The sequence below is a fragment of the Chryseomicrobium excrementi genome (assembly GCF_002798305.1).
Lineage (GTDB): Bacteria > Bacillota > Bacilli > Bacillales_A > Planococcaceae > Chryseomicrobium > Chryseomicrobium excrementi.
The window spans coordinates 862,668-877,229 of sequence record NZ_PCGR01000002.1 but is presented as its reverse complement, the minus strand read 5'-3'; the positions used below and the strand labels follow the sequence as shown (position 1 = coordinate 877,229).

At 43.2% G+C, this 14,562-nt stretch carries 20 protein-coding genes; 10 read left to right on the top strand and 10 right to left on the bottom strand.

Translation table 11 applies throughout. From position 1 onward, the window contains the following. Positions 1 to 140 precede the first annotated feature (140 nt). From CQS04_RS08920 to mnhG, 7 genes are read left to right on the top strand one after another with little or no spacing between them, the layout of a single operon-like run. Entirely contained in the window at positions 141 to 2,573 is a 2,433-nt protein-coding gene (locus CQS04_RS08920) for a Na+/H+ antiporter subunit A (protein WP_100353788.1), read from the top strand. Beyond that, positions 2,560 to 2,982 (top strand): Na(+)/H(+) antiporter subunit B, encoded by a 423-nt coding sequence (locus CQS04_RS08915; RefSeq protein ID WP_100353787.1) that lies wholly within the window; start codon positions 2,560 to 2,562, stop codon positions 2,980 to 2,982. Before CQS04_RS08920 ends, CQS04_RS08915 begins: the two co-directional genes overlap by 14 nt. Continuing rightward, on the top strand, positions 2,982 to 3,329 hold the full coding sequence (locus CQS04_RS08910) for a Na(+)/H(+) antiporter subunit C (RefSeq protein ID WP_100353786.1): 348 nt from the start codon (positions 2,982 to 2,984) through the stop codon (positions 3,327 to 3,329). Before CQS04_RS08915 ends, CQS04_RS08910 begins: the two co-directional genes overlap by 1 nt. Further along, positions 3,322 to 4,809, top strand: a complete 1,488-nt coding sequence (locus CQS04_RS08905) for a Na+/H+ antiporter subunit D (protein ID WP_100353785.1) — start codon at positions 3,322 to 3,324, stop codon at positions 4,807 to 4,809. Before CQS04_RS08910 ends, CQS04_RS08905 begins: the two co-directional genes overlap by 8 nt. Beyond that, positions 4,809 to 5,288 carry a Na+/H+ antiporter subunit E gene (locus tag CQS04_RS08900; RefSeq protein WP_100353784.1) on the top strand — a complete coding sequence of 160 codons (480 nt, stop codon included), beginning with the start codon at positions 4,809 to 4,811 and terminating at the stop codon, positions 5,286 to 5,288. The genes CQS04_RS08905 and CQS04_RS08900 overlap by 1 nt, the downstream gene beginning before the upstream one ends. Next, positions 5,285 to 5,572: a Na(+)/H(+) antiporter subunit F1 gene (locus tag CQS04_RS08895; RefSeq protein ID WP_100353783.1), complete on the top strand. Its 288-nt coding sequence runs from the start codon at positions 5,285 to 5,287 to the stop codon at positions 5,570 to 5,572. Before CQS04_RS08900 ends, CQS04_RS08895 begins: the two co-directional genes overlap by 4 nt. Then, positions 5,550 to 5,921 carry a monovalent cation/H(+) antiporter subunit G gene (mnhG, locus tag CQS04_RS08890; RefSeq protein WP_100353782.1) on the top strand — a complete coding sequence of 124 codons (372 nt, stop codon included), beginning with the start codon at positions 5,550 to 5,552 and terminating at the stop codon, positions 5,919 to 5,921. The genes CQS04_RS08895 and mnhG overlap by 23 nt, the downstream gene beginning before the upstream one ends. 39 nt (positions 5,922 to 5,960) lie before the next feature. On the opposite strand, the gene CQS04_RS08885 is transcribed toward mnhG, so the two are convergent. Beyond that, positions 5,961 to 7,463 carry a leucyl aminopeptidase gene (locus tag CQS04_RS08885; RefSeq protein ID WP_425430237.1) on the bottom strand — a complete coding sequence of 501 codons (1,503 nt, stop codon included), beginning with the start codon at positions 7,461 to 7,463 and terminating at the stop codon, positions 5,961 to 5,963. A 112-nt stretch (positions 7,464 to 7,575) separates the two neighbouring features. Between CQS04_RS08885 and CQS04_RS08880 the strand changes: the two genes are divergently transcribed. Further along, positions 7,576 to 8,052: a divergent PAP2 family protein gene (locus tag CQS04_RS08880; RefSeq protein WP_100353781.1), complete on the top strand. Its 477-nt coding sequence runs from the start codon at positions 7,576 to 7,578 to the stop codon at positions 8,050 to 8,052. Between the two features lie 38 nt (positions 8,053 to 8,090). On the opposite strand, the gene CQS04_RS08875 is transcribed toward CQS04_RS08880, so the two are convergent. The 6 genes from CQS04_RS08875 to CQS04_RS08855 form a co-directional block, all read right to left on the bottom strand. Next, positions 8,091 to 8,414 (bottom strand): YuiB family protein, encoded by a 324-nt coding sequence (locus CQS04_RS08875; protein WP_094944388.1) that lies wholly within the window; start codon positions 8,412 to 8,414, stop codon positions 8,091 to 8,093. Between the two features lie 94 nt (positions 8,415 to 8,508). Further along, a complete protein-coding gene (locus tag CQS04_RS13800; protein WP_165775503.1) occupies positions 8,509 to 8,634 on the bottom strand; it encodes a YuiA family protein in 126 nt (41 codons plus the stop codon). Between the two features lie 118 nt (positions 8,635 to 8,752). Continuing rightward, positions 8,753 to 9,262, bottom strand: a complete 510-nt coding sequence (locus CQS04_RS08870) for an NUDIX domain-containing protein (protein WP_100353780.1) — start codon at positions 9,260 to 9,262, stop codon at positions 8,753 to 8,755. Positions 9,263 to 9,337: 75 nt separating this feature from the next. Then, positions 9,338 to 10,552: an NAD(P)/FAD-dependent oxidoreductase gene (locus CQS04_RS08865; protein ID WP_100353779.1), complete on the bottom strand. Its 1,215-nt coding sequence runs from the start codon at positions 10,550 to 10,552 to the stop codon at positions 9,338 to 9,340. Between the two features lie 180 nt (positions 10,553 to 10,732). Further along, positions 10,733 to 11,095 carry a HesB/IscA family protein gene (locus CQS04_RS08860; RefSeq protein WP_100353778.1) on the bottom strand — a complete coding sequence of 121 codons (363 nt, stop codon included), beginning with the start codon at positions 11,093 to 11,095 and terminating at the stop codon, positions 10,733 to 10,735. A gap of 69 nt (positions 11,096 to 11,164) precedes the next feature. Then, a complete protein-coding gene (locus CQS04_RS08855) occupies positions 11,165 to 11,398 on the bottom strand; it encodes a NifU family protein (RefSeq protein ID WP_100353777.1) in 234 nt (77 codons plus the stop codon). 81 nt (positions 11,399 to 11,479) lie between these two features. Between CQS04_RS08855 and CQS04_RS08850 the strand changes: the two genes are divergently transcribed. Beyond that, positions 11,480 to 11,803, top strand: coding sequence for a YuzD family protein (locus tag CQS04_RS08850; RefSeq protein ID WP_100353776.1), 324 nt, complete (start codon positions 11,480 to 11,482; stop codon positions 11,801 to 11,803). A 43-nt stretch (positions 11,804 to 11,846) separates the two neighbouring features. On the opposite strand, the gene CQS04_RS08845 is transcribed toward CQS04_RS08850, so the two are convergent. Then, positions 11,847 to 12,914: an NAD(P)/FAD-dependent oxidoreductase gene (locus CQS04_RS08845; RefSeq protein WP_100353775.1), complete on the bottom strand. Its 1,068-nt coding sequence runs from the start codon at positions 12,912 to 12,914 to the stop codon at positions 11,847 to 11,849. Between the two features lie 126 nt (positions 12,915 to 13,040). On the opposite strand from CQS04_RS08845, the gene CQS04_RS08840 reads away from it, so the two are divergent. Next, positions 13,041 to 13,277 carry a YuzB family protein gene (locus CQS04_RS08840; RefSeq protein WP_094944374.1) on the top strand — a complete coding sequence of 79 codons (237 nt, stop codon included), beginning with the start codon at positions 13,041 to 13,043 and terminating at the stop codon, positions 13,275 to 13,277. 34 nt (positions 13,278 to 13,311) lie between these two features. Here CQS04_RS08840 and CQS04_RS08835 read toward each other — a convergent pair whose 3' ends face one another. After that, positions 13,312 to 14,076: an HAD-IIA family hydrolase gene (locus CQS04_RS08835; RefSeq protein WP_100353774.1), complete on the bottom strand. Its 765-nt coding sequence runs from the start codon at positions 14,074 to 14,076 to the stop codon at positions 13,312 to 13,314. Next, entirely contained in the window at positions 14,063 to 14,524 is a 462-nt protein-coding gene (locus CQS04_RS08830; RefSeq protein ID WP_100353773.1) for a DUF86 domain-containing protein, read from the bottom strand. The genes CQS04_RS08835 and CQS04_RS08830 overlap by 14 nt, the downstream gene beginning before the upstream one ends. Positions 14,525 to 14,562 lie beyond the last annotated feature (38 nt).

Below are 14,562 nucleotides of genomic sequence, written 5' to 3'. Positions count from 1 at the left end.
TAAGTATGGTTCGTTTCTACATATATATAAGCCTTGGAAGTCGCATGACGCCTGGATTGTGACAAGTGCAATCACCCCTCTTTTACGTTATACTTTTAATTAGTGTGCATGATCACTCAACTAAAGAAAGGGGAATCTTTATGCTACTTTTCATGGCAATAGTACTACCAATTCTTCTTGCCATTTTTATTCCGCTTGCATATAGATCGATGAAATCGATACATACGGGCTGGTTTGTTCTACTAGCTCCTGTTTTACTATTCTTGTTTTACCTACGCTTCTTATCCCCTGTCCAACAAGGCGAAGCGCAGCTTGCACGCGCATCCTGGGTTCCCTCTTTAGACTTCTACTTTGATATCTATATTGATGGGTTAAGTCTTTTATTCTCGCTACTTATTACGGGAATTGGATCCCTAGTTGTCCTATACTCTATCTTCTATCTGGACAAGACGAAAGAAAATCTCGGCAACTTTTATGTGTACCTTTTGATGTTCATGAGTGCCATGCTTGGTGTCGTTCAGTTTGATCACACATTAGCGCTGTACTTTTTCTGGGAGCTGACATCTATTTCGTCCTTCTTACTGATCGCGTATTGGTATAAAAGAGATGCTTCACGTTTTGGAGCACTCAAATCCATGATGATCACGGTAAGTGGCGGCTTAATGATGCTTGTCGGTTTCTTAACCTTGTATGTATTGACAGGTACTTATTCGATTCGTGAAACGATTGCACAGGTCGATACAATTGTGGATCAACCTCTATTCACGGTTGCCGTCGTATTAGTATTACTTGGTGCTTTCACCAAATCTGCACAATTCCCATTCTACATCTGGTTACCAGATGCTATGGAAGCACCAACTCCAGTCAGTGCGTATCTGCACTCAGCTACGATGGTTAAAGCTGGTCTTTATTTAGTCGCTCGCTTTACTCCGGTCTTCGCTTATTCGGAAGTGTGGGTTTGGTTAGTAACTGGCATAGGATTACTGACTCTGTTCTGGGGCTCCTTATTCGCTGTCAAACAGACGGATTTGAAAGGAATTCTCGCATTTTCAACAGTCAGCCAGCTTGGATTGATTATGTCCTTATTAGGGCTAGGTGGTTTCGCTTACCTTGTAACTGGAGATGCAGTTGAAACCTTTACGTTTGCGACGTTTGCAGCGATTTTTCATTTATTCAACCATGCGACCTTCAAAGGCAGTCTATTCATGGTTGCTGGTATTGTGGATCATGAGACCGGCACTCGAGATATTCGCAAGCTCGGTGGCTTAATGAGTCTGATGCCTGTGACGTTTACAATCGCCATGATCGGCAGTTTATCCATGGCGGGTCTACCTCCATTTAACGGATTCTTGAGCAAAGAGATGTTCTTAGACGCCGTTCTTGGGTTGTTGCATGCTGATATTTCTACGATGACGGTTGCGTACCTTGTGCCGATTGTTGCCTGGGTAGCCAGTGTGTTTACTTTCATCTATAGCATCTATTTTCTCTGGTACACGTTCATGGGGTCACGCAAAGAAGAGCAATTGCCAAAAGTACCTCACGAGGCACCAATCGGTATGTTGATTTCTCCTGCTATTCTAGGCTCACTTGTCATTCTCGTATTCTTTATCCCTAATGTTGTTGGAGATTGGTTAGTGAAACCTGCCACGGCTGCCATTCAGTCCTCGTCGTTCGCATCCGCTGCTGATATCGAGTTTTACATTAAAGCATGGCACGGATGGACGTCACCTGCTCTTTGGATGACTGTTGGAGTCGTTGTCGTTGGCTTCTTACTCTATAAAATGTTGCCTAAATGGCAGTCTATTTACTCAAAATGGCCTGAGCGATTCACATTGAACCGAGGCTACGACACACTCATGGATGGTTCGTTGAACTGGAATCGCGCCTTGTCTGATCGTTTCATGACCGGTTCTATTCGCGATTACCTCGTGTATATGTTCGCGGGTATGGCTATTTTGGGAATTACAACACTGTTCACACAAGGTGGATTTGCGATTTCGACAGAAGGTCTTGCACCGATTCGATTGTTTGAAATTGTGTTAACGATTATTTTGGTTGGAAGTGTCATGGCTATTTTGATTACGTGGTCTCGTTTAACTGCTGTCATCGCGCTTGGAGGCGTCGGATACACGGTCGCTCTATTCTATGTAATCTTCAAAGCTCCGGACCTTGCATTGACACAACTTGTAATCGAGACGATCTCAGTAGCCCTGTTCTTAACAGCGTTCTATCACTTACCAAAACTCGATAAGCACTACAAAGGAAAAGAAGATACTAGCTTCCGTCTAGGAAACTTCTTGATATCTATCGCAGTTGGTTTGACTGTCACGCTAATCGGGATTAGCGCATATGCACAACGTCAAATGACTTCCATTTCAGAGTATTACAAAGAGACGGTTTACACAGAAGCTGGTGGCGGAAACATCGTCAACGTGATTCTTGTAGATTACCGTGGGTTTGATACGTTGTTTGAAATTGGAGTACTTATGATTGCTTCAATTGGAATCATCAGCATGATCACCCTTCGCCTTCAAAAGAAAAAGAAAGGAGTAACAGTTGATGAAATCGAATGATTTGATTCTCCAAACGTCGACACGCGTCGTGTTCTTTATCATTTTCTTGTTCTCCATTCACATTTTCTTTGCGGGTCACTACACCCCGGGGGGAGGATTCGTTGGAGGACTCTTGATGGCATCTGCCATTGTACTGCTTCTTCTTGCGTACGATTTTAAAACGGTTAAAGAAGTACTGCCCTTCAACTATCTGGGTATGACCGCAATTGGCATGCTGATTGCTTTAACTACAGCTGCCGGATCTCTAGTCTTCAATGTGCCTTTCTTTACCCATTGGTACGATTATTTTGATTTCCCTCTATTGGGGAAAACCTCTATTCATACGGCTATGTTCTTTGATATCGGAGTTTATTTAGTTGTTGTAGGAATTACATTGACGATAATTGAAATGATTGGAGGCGACAGCTGATGGAGATTATGATGGCCATTCTTGCCGGATTCTTGTTCAGCGCAGCCACCTACTTGATACTTTCGAAAAGCTTGCTGCGTATTATTATTGGAACTGGTCTTCTTAGCCACGGGACGCATCTCTTGCTTCTTACAATGGGAGGCCTTGGAGGCAAGTCAGCTCCTGTAGTTGCAGATGGTGTTACGGTTGCTGACTACGTGGACCCTCTTCCACAAGCGTTGATTTTAACTGCGATTGTCATTAGCTTTGGTGTCACTGCGTTTGCCCTTGTTCTCGCTTATCGCACATACCAAGAGATTGGTACAGATAATATGGATTACATGAAAGGCAGGGGTGAAATTGATTAACTTAGTAGTATTACCAATCATTGTGCCTCTGTTTATCGGTACAGTTTTACTGCTTTTCCGTAAAAGCTTACTTGCGCAACGTGCGCTAGGACTTTTCGGAGCGGCAGCGACACTTGTTGTTTCTTTGTTTTTACTTGCTAAAGTCGCCGAAGACGGGATCCAGGTTGTCACTTTAGGGAGCTGGGCAGCGCCATACGGAATCTCACTAGTATCTGATATGTTAAGTATTCTTCTAGTGGCGACTGCGAGTCTTCTGACTTTACTTGTGTTATGGTATTCCGTTTATTCTCTGGGTGAAAAAAGAGAATTGTCATTCTTCTACCCAGCGACACTTTTCATGTTGACTGGGATCAATGGTGCTTTTACTACAGGAGATATTTTCAACCTTTTCGTGTTCTTCGAGGTCTTCTTAATGGCTTCTTACGTTTTGATTGCACTTGGTGGCGAACGCATCCAACTTCGTGAATCGATGAAGTACATCATCGTGAATGTTGTGGCTGCAGCCCTCTTCGTTATTACCATCGGATACCTGTATTCGATTACAGGAACGCTGAATATGGCAGATCTTGCTGTGAAGCTTGGAGATATTGGTAGCATGGGTGTTATCTCTACTGTTGCTATCATGTTCCTCGTTGTGTTCGGTATTAAAGCCGGGATCTTCCCACTTTATTTCTGGTTACCAGGCTCGTATTACGCTCCTCCCCTGCCTGTTCTTGCATTGTTTGGGGCGTTACTAACTAAGGTAGGTATCTATAGTATCACGCGAGTATATACGCTAATTTTCACAACGGATGTGGCGTTCACTCATGACATGCTGATGATGCTTGCCATTGCGACAATCCTGTTCGGTAGTATAGGAGCCCTCGCCTATATGGACGTCAAAAAAATCATCATCTACAACATTGTGATTGCTGTTGGTGTTATCTTGTTTGGCGTCGCAGCATTTAACGAGGTTGCCGTTACCGGTTCTGTTTTGTACTTGATTCATGACATGCTGGTGAAAGCACTACTCTTCTTGATGATTGGTGTGCTGATTTTTATTACTGGGAAAACAAACTTGCGAGAAATGGGTGGCTTGATTCGTCACTACCCTGTTCTTGGATGGACCTACCTCGTAGCAGTATTTGCTCTTGCAGGAATCCCTCCACTCAGCGGGTTTGCAGGAAAGATTTTAATTCTTCAAGGCGGACTTGAAGGTGGATTTGTTTGGCAATCTATTGTTGTAGCATTGTCTACAATGGTCGTCCTTCTTTCTGCGATTCGTATATTCATCTATGCTTTCTGGGGAGCTGAAAAGTCATTTAATAGTCCTCCAAAAGCAAAGTATGTGAACCGCATGATACCTGTTGTGATTTTATTTGTGATCACTATGGGATATGGCGTATTCATTGAATTCTTAATGCCTTTATTCCAGGCTACAGGGACCCAATTGATGGATTCGTCACTGTATATTGATGCTGTGTTAGGAGGGGAAAAATAATGGCATTTCAAATACTGTTAAATGTCTTTATTGCGTTTGTATGGATGTTCCTGTCCAACTCCTTTTCCTCTGCCACTTTTATCATCGGATATCTATTAGGTTTGATCATGCTATTCATGCTGCGCCGATTCTTTACATCACGTTTCTATTTAGGGCGTGTTTGGGCGGTCCTGAAATTAGGCGGGATCTTTATCAAAGAATTAGTTGCAGCCAATATTGCAGTATTAAAAGTGATATTGAAACCGAAGCTCGAGCTGCGCCCAGCTATTTTTGAAATGGAAACGGAATTGAAGCAAGATTGGGAGATCACCTTGTTGTCCCTATTGATTACACTGACTCCTGGTACTGTAGTAGTCAATGTTTCTGAAGACCGAACAAAACTATATGTTCATGCAATTGATTTTGACAATATTGATGATGCGGTTGATTCGATTCGCTCTACATTTGAAAAAGCCATCTTGGAGGTGAGTCGATCATGACGATGTTTTTGTGGATTTGTGTGGGAATCTTAAGTTTTAGTTTGGTTGGCTTCTTGTACCGTCTAATGAAAGGCCCTTCTACTCCAGATCGTGTCATTGCACTAGATTCAATCGGGGTCGGCTTGATAACATTAGTAGGCTTGTTTTCAATACTGTTTGACTCTCCATTCTTCTTGGAAGTTATTTTACTACTAGCTATTATCGCTTATATCGGCACGGTGGCCTTCTCTAAATTTACGGAGAAGGGAGTGATTATTGAAAATGACCGAGATACTCATAAATAGTTTGATCATACTATTCATTGCGGTCGGTGTCTTTTTCATATTAGTCACCGCAATCGGATTGATTCGTTTGCCTGATGTCTACAGTCGCGCTCATGCCGCTTCAAAAAGTGCGACGCTAGGCGTGATGTCGATTTTAATTGGTGTGTTTCTTCATTTTTGGTTGATTGAAGGAAACTTTAATCCTCGCATTATTTTAGGGATCGTGTTCTTGTTCATCACAGGTCCTGTTGGTGGACATATGATGGCGAAGGCTGCCTATTTCTCAGGTGTGCCTCTTGCTAAAGAAACCGTTCGAGATGATATGGCGCCTCTTGTTGATAGAGAGGCCACAAAAAAAGAGCAGCTCTAGGGCTGCTCTTTTTGTATGCTATTTGAGTGTCGGCAAAGCTTATTCTTGTTCAGCTAAGCGCTCAATAAAGGTAGCTAGTGTACGAACCATGACACCCGTCCCGCCTTTAGGTCCTAGATCATGCTCACTTGATGTTCCCGAAGAACCTGCGATATCTAAGTGAATCCACGGTGTATTTTCAGCAAACTCTCCTACAAATCCTCCACCAAAGATCATATGGCCATCACGCCCAGGTGAGTTATTCAAATCAGCGACGTCGCTTTTTCGAATACGCTTCTTATCACTTTCTGTAAGTGGTAAGCGCCACACAAATTCACCTGTTTCCATAGATGCTTCCATGAACTCTTCAAACAAGGCCTCATCATTTGTTAGAGCACCAGTCTTGTCCATCCCTAATGCGACGATGACACCACCAGTTAACGTCGCTACGTCTACGATAGCAGTAGCCCCTTGTTGTTTTGCATACGTGACAGCATCCGCAAGTACTAAACGTCCTTCTGCATCGGTGTTCAAGATTTCAATTGTCTTTCCGCTCATCGATGTGATGACATCATCTGGTTTAAAAGCGTTTCCTGAGACCATGTTGTCAGTAGAAGCGATAACTGCGATGACGTTCTTGTTCGGCTTTGTTTCTCCAATGATACGCATAGCTCCTAGAACAGCTGCAGCTCCACCCATGTCGCCTTTCATACCGACGATACCGTCTTTAGGTTTTAATGAGTACCCACCTGTATCAAACGTGATGCCCTTACCTACTAACGCGATTGGATCTTCCCACTTATCCGTCACTTGATGCTTTAACACGATCAGGCGAGGCTCTTCAGTAGAACCTTGGTTGACTGCAAGTAATGCTCCCATACCGAGTTCTTCGATCTCTTCTTTACCTAAGATGTGTGTCTCGAATCCAAACTCTTCTCCAAGCTCGCGCGCGTATTCACCGAGCTCTGTTGCCGTTAGGATGTTTCCTGGCATGTTAACAAGTGTGCGAGCTTCATTTACTGCTTCTGAGTAGATCAGACCCACTTCAAAATACGAAACGATCTCTTGCTCATCTGCTTGAGAAAGAAGTTCCACAGCAGCTAAGTCATAATCTGTATCATGAGCTGTCGTTTTATAATCTAGGATTTGATAAGTACCCATTCCTAAGCCTTCGCCAGCTAAGAAAGCTACATCTTGTTCGGAAATCTCTTCGTTCACGAAAGATGGAAGCAAGACAGACACATCCGAGTAGCCTTTCTTCTGAAGTGTCTTTCCGACGCGACCGAATAATTGACGCAACGTGTCTTCTGTCAGCTTTTTACGGTTCCCAATCCCTGCGAATAGGATACGTTTTACAGAGGAATCTGTTGTGACATGGAACGTAGTGATTTCTTTTTCATTCGTTGATAGATCTTTAGAGCGAATCAGTTCCGTAATTTGAGGACCGAAAGTAGCCGTAAATGCATCCCAGCCTTCCACTTGTTCAAGATGTGTGCTAAGACCTACTACTAACGTTTCGTATTGAATCTCTTGTAAATTTACTTCATTTGTTAAAATAATCACAAACCATTCCTCCTTTGTGTATTCGTTTTCTATTATACCGATTCTATTTGGCTATCGCCAATTTTCCTGTGCTATACTACAACTATACACTGTTGAAAAGGAGCGAAGGCGTATGGAACTCTTTCAAAACGTCCCATTATGGGCAGCCTTATTTGCTATTTTCTTTGCTCAGTTCGTGAAAATCCCTATTCATTTTTTGTTTTCTAAAAAAGTAGATTTCGCTCTTTTCACTTCTACCGGAGGCATGCCAAGTTCCCATTCGGCTGCTGTTACTGCTTTAACAACGGCAGTAGCATTTGAGGAAGGTTTGGACTCTACGATGTTTGGCGTCTCTGCTATCTTTGCAGTGATCGTGATGTTTGATGCGACAGGGGTAAGATTCCAAGCAGGCCAACAAGCCATCATTATCAATCAGTTGCGAGCGGATCTTCATAATTTCTTTGAACATACGAAAGATTGGCCACAGAAGAAGGAAGAAGAGAAGATTCAAGAGTTGAAGACGTTACTCGGACATAAGCCGATTGAGGTGTTTATGGGGGCGCTGACGGGGATTGTTATTTCAATTCTTATTTATACATTGATCCTATAAAAAACCGGGATGCCAATTTTGGCACCCCGGTTTTTAGTTTAGAACATTTGATAGCCGTTCTTACGTAGATAGCGGCTGACTAAGCCTGCAATGATAGCTCCAACAAGACCGCCACCTAAAATCACATAATCTGCAACATGCAAATTGGTGATCTTTGTGACTAGTGCCGTAAAGGACGCTACCGGCTCTGTGAAATAATCAAAGAACCCTATATCATCAATGATGAAAATCACTACAATCGGATAGACGATAGCCATAAACCAGGTCATCCGTAAAAGCATATTGAGTAAGAAGCCAATTCCAAAAAACATCACAATAAAAAGCAAGGCTGATATAATCAGTTGCGGTAATGAAAAGTCCATGATTTTCCCTCCGTGTCATCTTGTTTAAGTGTACTCGAAGAGAACGGGCTTTTCAATGTAGGCAACCTTCATTCACCTGATTGTCAAAATTGGATTACTTCTTCCCTGAGCCTTGGCATACTGTACATGTTTCAGATCCACCAAGTCGTAATTGGAAATATCCGTTTCCTTTGCAATATGGGCAATGTGATGGATTAGCTGGTTTTTTGAATTGTGTCATATGAAAAACTCCCTTGTTTTAAGTTTTAATTTTCTGATAATATATCATATATGCAAAAACGTGTAAACAGATTCAACGGAGTTTTTTGAATATTCCATTTAAATGTTGCGAAAATGTGTCAATCTTCGTGTTCAGAAGCCGTAAATAATTTGTAACTGCTATATCCGAACACGGGACCTGGGTCTAATCCTTCACGTGTCTCGAACCCTGCTTCTTGATTCACTTTTAGAAATACTTTAATCATGGAAGTTGTTCTTTCGTCTTCTAAAAGTTGTTGAGGTGTCATCCATTTCGCTTCATAGAGTTCATCAAGCTGTGGGTCTGGCACTTGTTCAGGGTCGACTGGACGCAAAAAGAAAATTGCCATGTTGTCACTAATCTTTTCTTTAATGACTCCACTACGAAATCCAATGAGTTGAATCACTTGTGCATCAATGCCCGTCTCTTCTTTGATTTCACGAAGCACTGCTTGATCAACAGTTTCCGTCCCTTCAACAAATCCCGCCGGTAATGACCACTTTCCGTTCAGTCCACCGTAGCGCTTCTGGACGACCAACCATTCCCCTTTAGTATTAATGACAATTCCTGCTACCCCAAGCCAGACATTGCCTCTCTCTTTACGTGACATCGTATTCCCCCTTTACTGATTCTAGTATAACGAAAAAAAAAGACAGCTGCCTATTGGCAACTGTCTGATAGCAACTTATAGTAAGTTGAATTTTCCTTTTTTCATAACTAGTGGTGCGCCACCAATCATGTATAGAGCACGATTATCGATGATTTTCTTCATGATAGATGCTTTCGTTCCTGTGATCTTACGACCCATCACGTCTCCGATTGCATCGTGTTCACCAAGAGAACATACAGAACCTTTTAATTTTGGAACGAATTCGTGTGTGTCTTCATTGTTCATCAACGCGATCAAGTTGTCTGCAACTGTTTCAGCTTGTTGCATTGCAATTTGGGCTGTTGGTGGGTATGGACGATTCACTTCTTCATTGATCATTAAAGCGCAATCTCCAACGATGAAGACATCTGGGAATCCAGGTGCACGCATATCTTTGTCAACTTTAACACGAGCACGCATGTTTTCGATACCTGAAGTTTCGATTAGACGGTTACCACGGACACCAGCTGCCCATACAACAGTACCGGCTTTGATGAAGTCGAATTCTTCTTCACCTTTTTTAATTTTTACGCCTTCTGGAGTCGCTTGAACAACAGGAGTTCCGATTGAGAACTCGATGCCTTTTGACTCTAAGTGACGCACTGCATAGTCAACTAGTTCTGGATCAAAACCAGGAAGGACCATTGGAGCTGCCTCTACACAAAGTACGCGAACTTTTTCTTGAGGCACATCAAACTCTTTGCAAAGTTCTGGAATACGATTTCCTAGTTCACCCAAGAACTCGATTCCTGTGAATCCTGCTCCACCTACAACGATAGTCAGACGGCTGTCGTCTTTGACTTCGTCTTGAGACCACATTGCGAATTGGTATTCGATGTGCTCACGGATTTGGCGAGCTGCGCCAACGTTAGCAATAGAAAGTGCATATTTATCTAGACCTTCGATACCGAACGTCTCGCCTTCAAAGCCAAGACCGATAACGAGGTAATCATACGTATGCTCCCCTTTATCTGTTGTTACTTTGCGCGCGTTTACATCAATTCCTGTAACTGCTGCTTGTACGAATTGAATTTTGTCACCATTGATGACATTCTTGATATCGTAACGTACGTCTTCAGGAGACAAAGTTCCTGCTGCTGCCTCATGCAACCAAGTCGACTCGTAGTGATAGTCGTTCTTGTTGATCAATGTAATATCTGCATCGTTTGCATTTAATTTCTTTTGTAGATTTACGGCAGTTGAAAGTCCGCCATAGCCTGCCCCTAGAATGAGAATCTTAGCTCTGTTCATGGTACCGCTACCACCTTTTAATTATATTTTCACCCATTTGCCCCTTGACGGATGCAAACACTTACCTTCTATATTAGCCCTTTTAGTATAGAAGTTCAATGAATAGTTGTTTCGAATTAAACGTTTTCAATAATGAGAAAACTCATAGAAAAAACCTGCCGAATCTCGACAGGTTTCGTGTTAACAGTTCTCAGGTGTTCCTTGCTTTGTGGCAGTGCGGAATGATGAACCGCATCCACAGTTGGCAATAGCGTTTGGATTATCGATGGTGAAGCCTCCACCCATGAGCGATTGTTTGTAATCAATCTTTGTGCCCATTAGAATCGGAGCATCTTCTTCAGCCACAACAATTGGAATGTCATGCTGCAAGTCTTCTCGGTCGGCAGCCTCTTTATCATGAGTGAAGCTCATTCCATAAGAAAGTCCACTACATCCTCCACCGTTTACAGAAACACGAAGGAAAGCCCCCTGTTCTTCGTTGTGTTCCATCATTTCTTTAATACGGAAAGCCGCTGCTTCCGTCAGATCCACTACGTGTGTCATGTTCGTCTCCCACCTTTCTGTTCAAATGAAACAAAAAGACAAGGCCGGTGCCTTGTCTTTTAACGTGAATTAGAATACTTGTTCAACTTCTACAACGCCTGGTACTTCTTCTAGTAGAGCGCGTTCAATACCAGCTTTTAAAGTGATCGTTGAACTTGGGCACGTCCCGCAGGCACCAAGGAGACGTAATTTCACGATACCGTCTTCAACATCTACTAATTCACAATCCCCACCATCGCGTAGTAGGAATGGGCGTAATTTATCGAGTACTTCTTGAACTTGTTCATTCATCGTATCAGTCATTTCTTTCGACTCCTTTCACTATCCCTATTATAATTGGATAGAACAAAAAAATCCAATAAAGAATCTAGAGGGGCTGGGAATATGAAAGAGATCACGTTGACTGTGTACGGGGCAGACATCATCTGCGCAAGCTGTGTAAATGCACCTTCTTCTAAAGATACCTATGAATGGCTGGAGGCTGCGATTGGTCGAAAGTTTGATGCGCACCAGATTCAATTCCGCTATGTGGACATCGAGCAACCGAGCGAGTCTGATATCGATGCAGACTTTATTGAGCAGATTCAAAATGATGAGCTGTTTTATCCTTTAGTGACGATTGAAGATGAAGTAATCGGAGAAGGTTATATTCAGTTGAAGCCAGTGTATGCGGCTCTTGAGCAGTATGGGTATGTGACGTCAGAATAAAAAAGAGAGCTGATTGTGCGGATGCACTGTCAGCTCTTTTCGTTTATCCGTTATGTTTTTTGTAATACCATAGAAGGCCTGATTTCATGAGGCGCGCAATACGTCCTGTAACCGACATATCAGCCAAGTACGCAAATCCTTGCTTCTTCCCTAATGAACCCATGAAGCCCTTTAGCTTGATGTCCGGCAACTTCACAGGTAGCGTTTCGCCGTTCCACTTTGCTTTCAAGACTTGTACGATCTGCTCCGCCTGTTCTTCAGCCAGCTGAGCGCTTGGTGCGAACGGAAGAGATGCACAGTCACCAACTACATAAATATGTTCATCTAATGGTAGATGGTGGTGAGGTGACAAAATAACGCGACCAGTTGAATCCTTTTCACCTGGTAGTGCACGAACTGGTGCTACTGGCTGAATTCCAGCAGTCCAGACGACCGCATCGACTGGGATGGTGTCATCGTGGTTGTACAGCATGTTTTTTTCGACTTTGGTGATATTAGAGTTGCTGATCACTTCTACGTCGTTTTCGTCGAACCACTTTTTCACGTAGTTACTTAAACGTTCTGGGAAGTCACGTAAAATACGTGGACTGCGGTCAAACAGTTTGATACGAAGATCGGGACGCGATTCACGAAGCTCACTCGCAAGCTCGATGCCACTTAATCCGGCACCGACGATTCCCACAACTGAATTTGATGGAAGGTCGCCAAGTGTGCTGTAAGTTTGACGAGATTTTCCGATGGTCTGAATACTCATCGTGAACTCATCTGCACCAGGAACGCCGTGATACTTGTCTTCACAGCCAAGTCCGACAACTAAATCGTCATACTTAACAGCTTCTCCACCTTCAAGTAACACTTCTTTGTTTTCCGTGTCGATTTCAACCACTTCACCATATTTAATGTGAAGCTTTTCGCTGACCGGGAAACTAACGCGAACATCGTGATCTGAAACGGTCCCTGCAGCTAGCGCGTAAAATTCTGTTTTTAAGCTGTGAAATGATGTGCGGTCAATCAATGTGATTTCTACATCTGATGGCAAACTGTTAGGTAATAAGCGCAGTAGAATACGCATGTTCCCATAGCCGCCTCCGAGCAGTACTAATTTTTGCATATGAAAACTCCTCTGCATGCATTGTCTCATTTAGTATAAATGATTGTGAGACATTTCACAATAAGTCACAACAATTGACGACTTCGTAGAAATGCAGTAGCATCAACTTGTAGCGAGGTGAACACGATGAATCCCATGGTGGAATTTTGCATTAGTAATATCGTAAACGGTGCTCAAGAAGCTTTCGAGCAGCTGGAGAAAGATCCGAACCTGGATGTTTTAGAATATGGCTGCACGAGCAATTGTACTATTTGTGCAGATACGCTCTTTGCCGTAGTGAACGGGGATATCGTCCGAGGCGAGACACCTCAAGAGCTTGTCGATAATATTTATGCTTATATAGAAGAAAACCCATTATTTTAACAAAAGCAGAGCGCCACGTCGCGTCCTGCTTTTTTTACTGCATTAAGTCTGCTGCCGTCTCAACAAACCGAGTGATGTTCATACCGCTCGCTCGGATTGTTTCTGGTCTATCTACGCCCGAGTTGACATGAATCGTCGCGATTCCAAAGTCGACTCCTGCCTGCAGATCCGTCTTCATATTGTCTCCAATCAAGACCATCTCTTCTTTAGTACATCCCGTCTGCTGTTGAATCAGCTCCAACATGATAGGAGATGGCTTCCCGCAGAAGATGGCCGGTGTCTCCGTTGAATACTCCACGAGTCTTACAAACGCTCCGTTACCAGGTAGAAATCCTTGGTGCGAAGGAAATGCGTGGTCAGGATTCGTCGCAATGAGAGTGGCTCCTGCTCGAACTTCCAGACAAGCCTGCGCGAGCTTCGTATAATTGATATCTTTATCGATACCCATCACAACTGCATCTGCACCTTCATCGACCAAAGTCAGCCCTACAGAAGACAATTCGTCACGAAGTGCTTGTGTGCCAATAACATAGACCGTTGCATCAGGATAGTCGCGTTTAACGAAATGGGCTGCCGCCATACCAGACGTGTAAATATGACTTTCAGTTGTTACCACACCGAACGCTGCCAACTTTTCTTTCAGCTGCGTTCGCGTCATGGAGGCGTTGTTGGTGATATAGAATGGTTCAATTCCTTGAGATTTCAAGTACTTGATGAAAGCGACTGCTTCCGGAATCGGCTCGACTCCCTTATACACAGTGCCATCTAAGTCGAAGCACACAGTCTTATAGCTGAACATTGGAATCCTCCGGCAAGAAAGCTGACACTGGCCCCAATTCATTGACTAAATATTTGCGAACTTGGCCAGGAAAAGCACGAATGACAGACAAGTTTGCATCGAATACTTTTACCACGTTGTCACGGTCTACTGCATAGTATTCACGGACCACTTGTTTTCGAAGACCAACTATTTCTTTCAGACCCTTATCCATATCAGCAGTGACCACTTTTTCATCAACCAAAATATCGATGATGTCGTCATAGCTTCCAGGATCACGCATGATAAAGCCGTCAATCATCGCATTCCCAATATCCAAAATAGATTCAATAACGGAACCGGTGACGCGCTCTAGAATCAAATGACTTTCCGGGTACGGTTCCCACTGTTGCTTATTTTCATAAACAGCCAATAGCTCTTCTAAATGGCTGGCAATCACTTCAATTCGCTTTCGATCTACAAAGTACATAGAACTTCCTCCTGTTTCATTCAGTTGAATACGTCTCC

Bases quoted from the DNA above. Each gene is read 5' to 3' on its own strand.
- CQS04_RS08920 (WP_100353788.1), top strand. From the start codon at position 141: ATGCTACTTTTCATGGCAATAGTACTACCAATTCTTCTTGCCATTTTT.
- CQS04_RS08915 (WP_100353787.1), top strand. From the start codon at position 2,560: ATGAAATCGAATGATTTGATTCTCCAAACGTCGACACGCGTCGTGTTC.
- CQS04_RS08910 (WP_100353786.1), top strand. From the start codon at position 2,982: ATGGAGATTATGATGGCCATTCTTGCCGGATTCTTGTTCAGCGCAGCC.
- CQS04_RS08900 (WP_100353784.1), top strand. From the start codon at position 4,809: ATGGCATTTCAAATACTGTTAAATGTCTTTATTGCGTTTGTATGGATG.
- CQS04_RS08895 (WP_100353783.1), top strand. From the start codon at position 5,285: ATGACGATGTTTTTGTGGATTTGTGTGGGAATCTTAAGTTTTAGTTTG.
- mnhG (WP_100353782.1), top strand. From the start codon at position 5,550: ATGACCGAGATACTCATAAATAGTTTGATCATACTATTCATTGCGGTC.
- CQS04_RS08880 (WP_100353781.1), top strand. From the start codon at position 7,576: ATGGAACTCTTTCAAAACGTCCCATTATGGGCAGCCTTATTTGCTATT.
- CQS04_RS08875 (WP_094944388.1), bottom strand. From the start codon at position 8,414: ATGGACTTTTCATTACCGCAACTGATTATATCAGCCTTGCTTTTTATT.
- CQS04_RS13800 (WP_165775503.1), bottom strand. From the start codon at position 8,634: ATGACACAATTCAAAAAACCAGCTAATCCATCACATTGCCCATATTGC.
- CQS04_RS08870 (WP_100353780.1), bottom strand. From the start codon at position 9,262: ATGTCACGTAAAGAGAGAGGCAATGTCTGGCTTGGGGTAGCAGGAATT.
- CQS04_RS08865 (WP_100353779.1), bottom strand. From the start codon at position 10,552: ATGAACAGAGCTAAGATTCTCATTCTAGGGGCAGGCTATGGCGGACTT.
- CQS04_RS08860 (WP_100353778.1), bottom strand. From the start codon at position 11,095: ATGACACACGTAGTGGATCTGACGGAAGCAGCGGCTTTCCGTATTAAA.
- CQS04_RS08855 (WP_100353777.1), bottom strand. From the start codon at position 11,398: ATGACTGATACGATGAATGAACAAGTTCAAGAAGTACTCGATAAATTA.
- CQS04_RS08850 (WP_100353776.1), top strand. From the start codon at position 11,480: ATGAAAGAGATCACGTTGACTGTGTACGGGGCAGACATCATCTGCGCA.
- CQS04_RS08845 (WP_100353775.1), bottom strand. From the start codon at position 12,914: ATGCAAAAATTAGTACTGCTCGGAGGCGGCTATGGGAACATGCGTATT.
- CQS04_RS08840 (WP_094944374.1), top strand. From the start codon at position 13,041: ATGAATCCCATGGTGGAATTTTGCATTAGTAATATCGTAAACGGTGCT.
- CQS04_RS08835 (WP_100353774.1), bottom strand. From the start codon at position 14,076: ATGTTCAGCTATAAGACTGTGTGCTTCGACTTAGATGGCACTGTGTAT.
- CQS04_RS08830 (WP_100353773.1), bottom strand. From the start codon at position 14,524: ATGTACTTTGTAGATCGAAAGCGAATTGAAGTGATTGCCAGCCATTTA.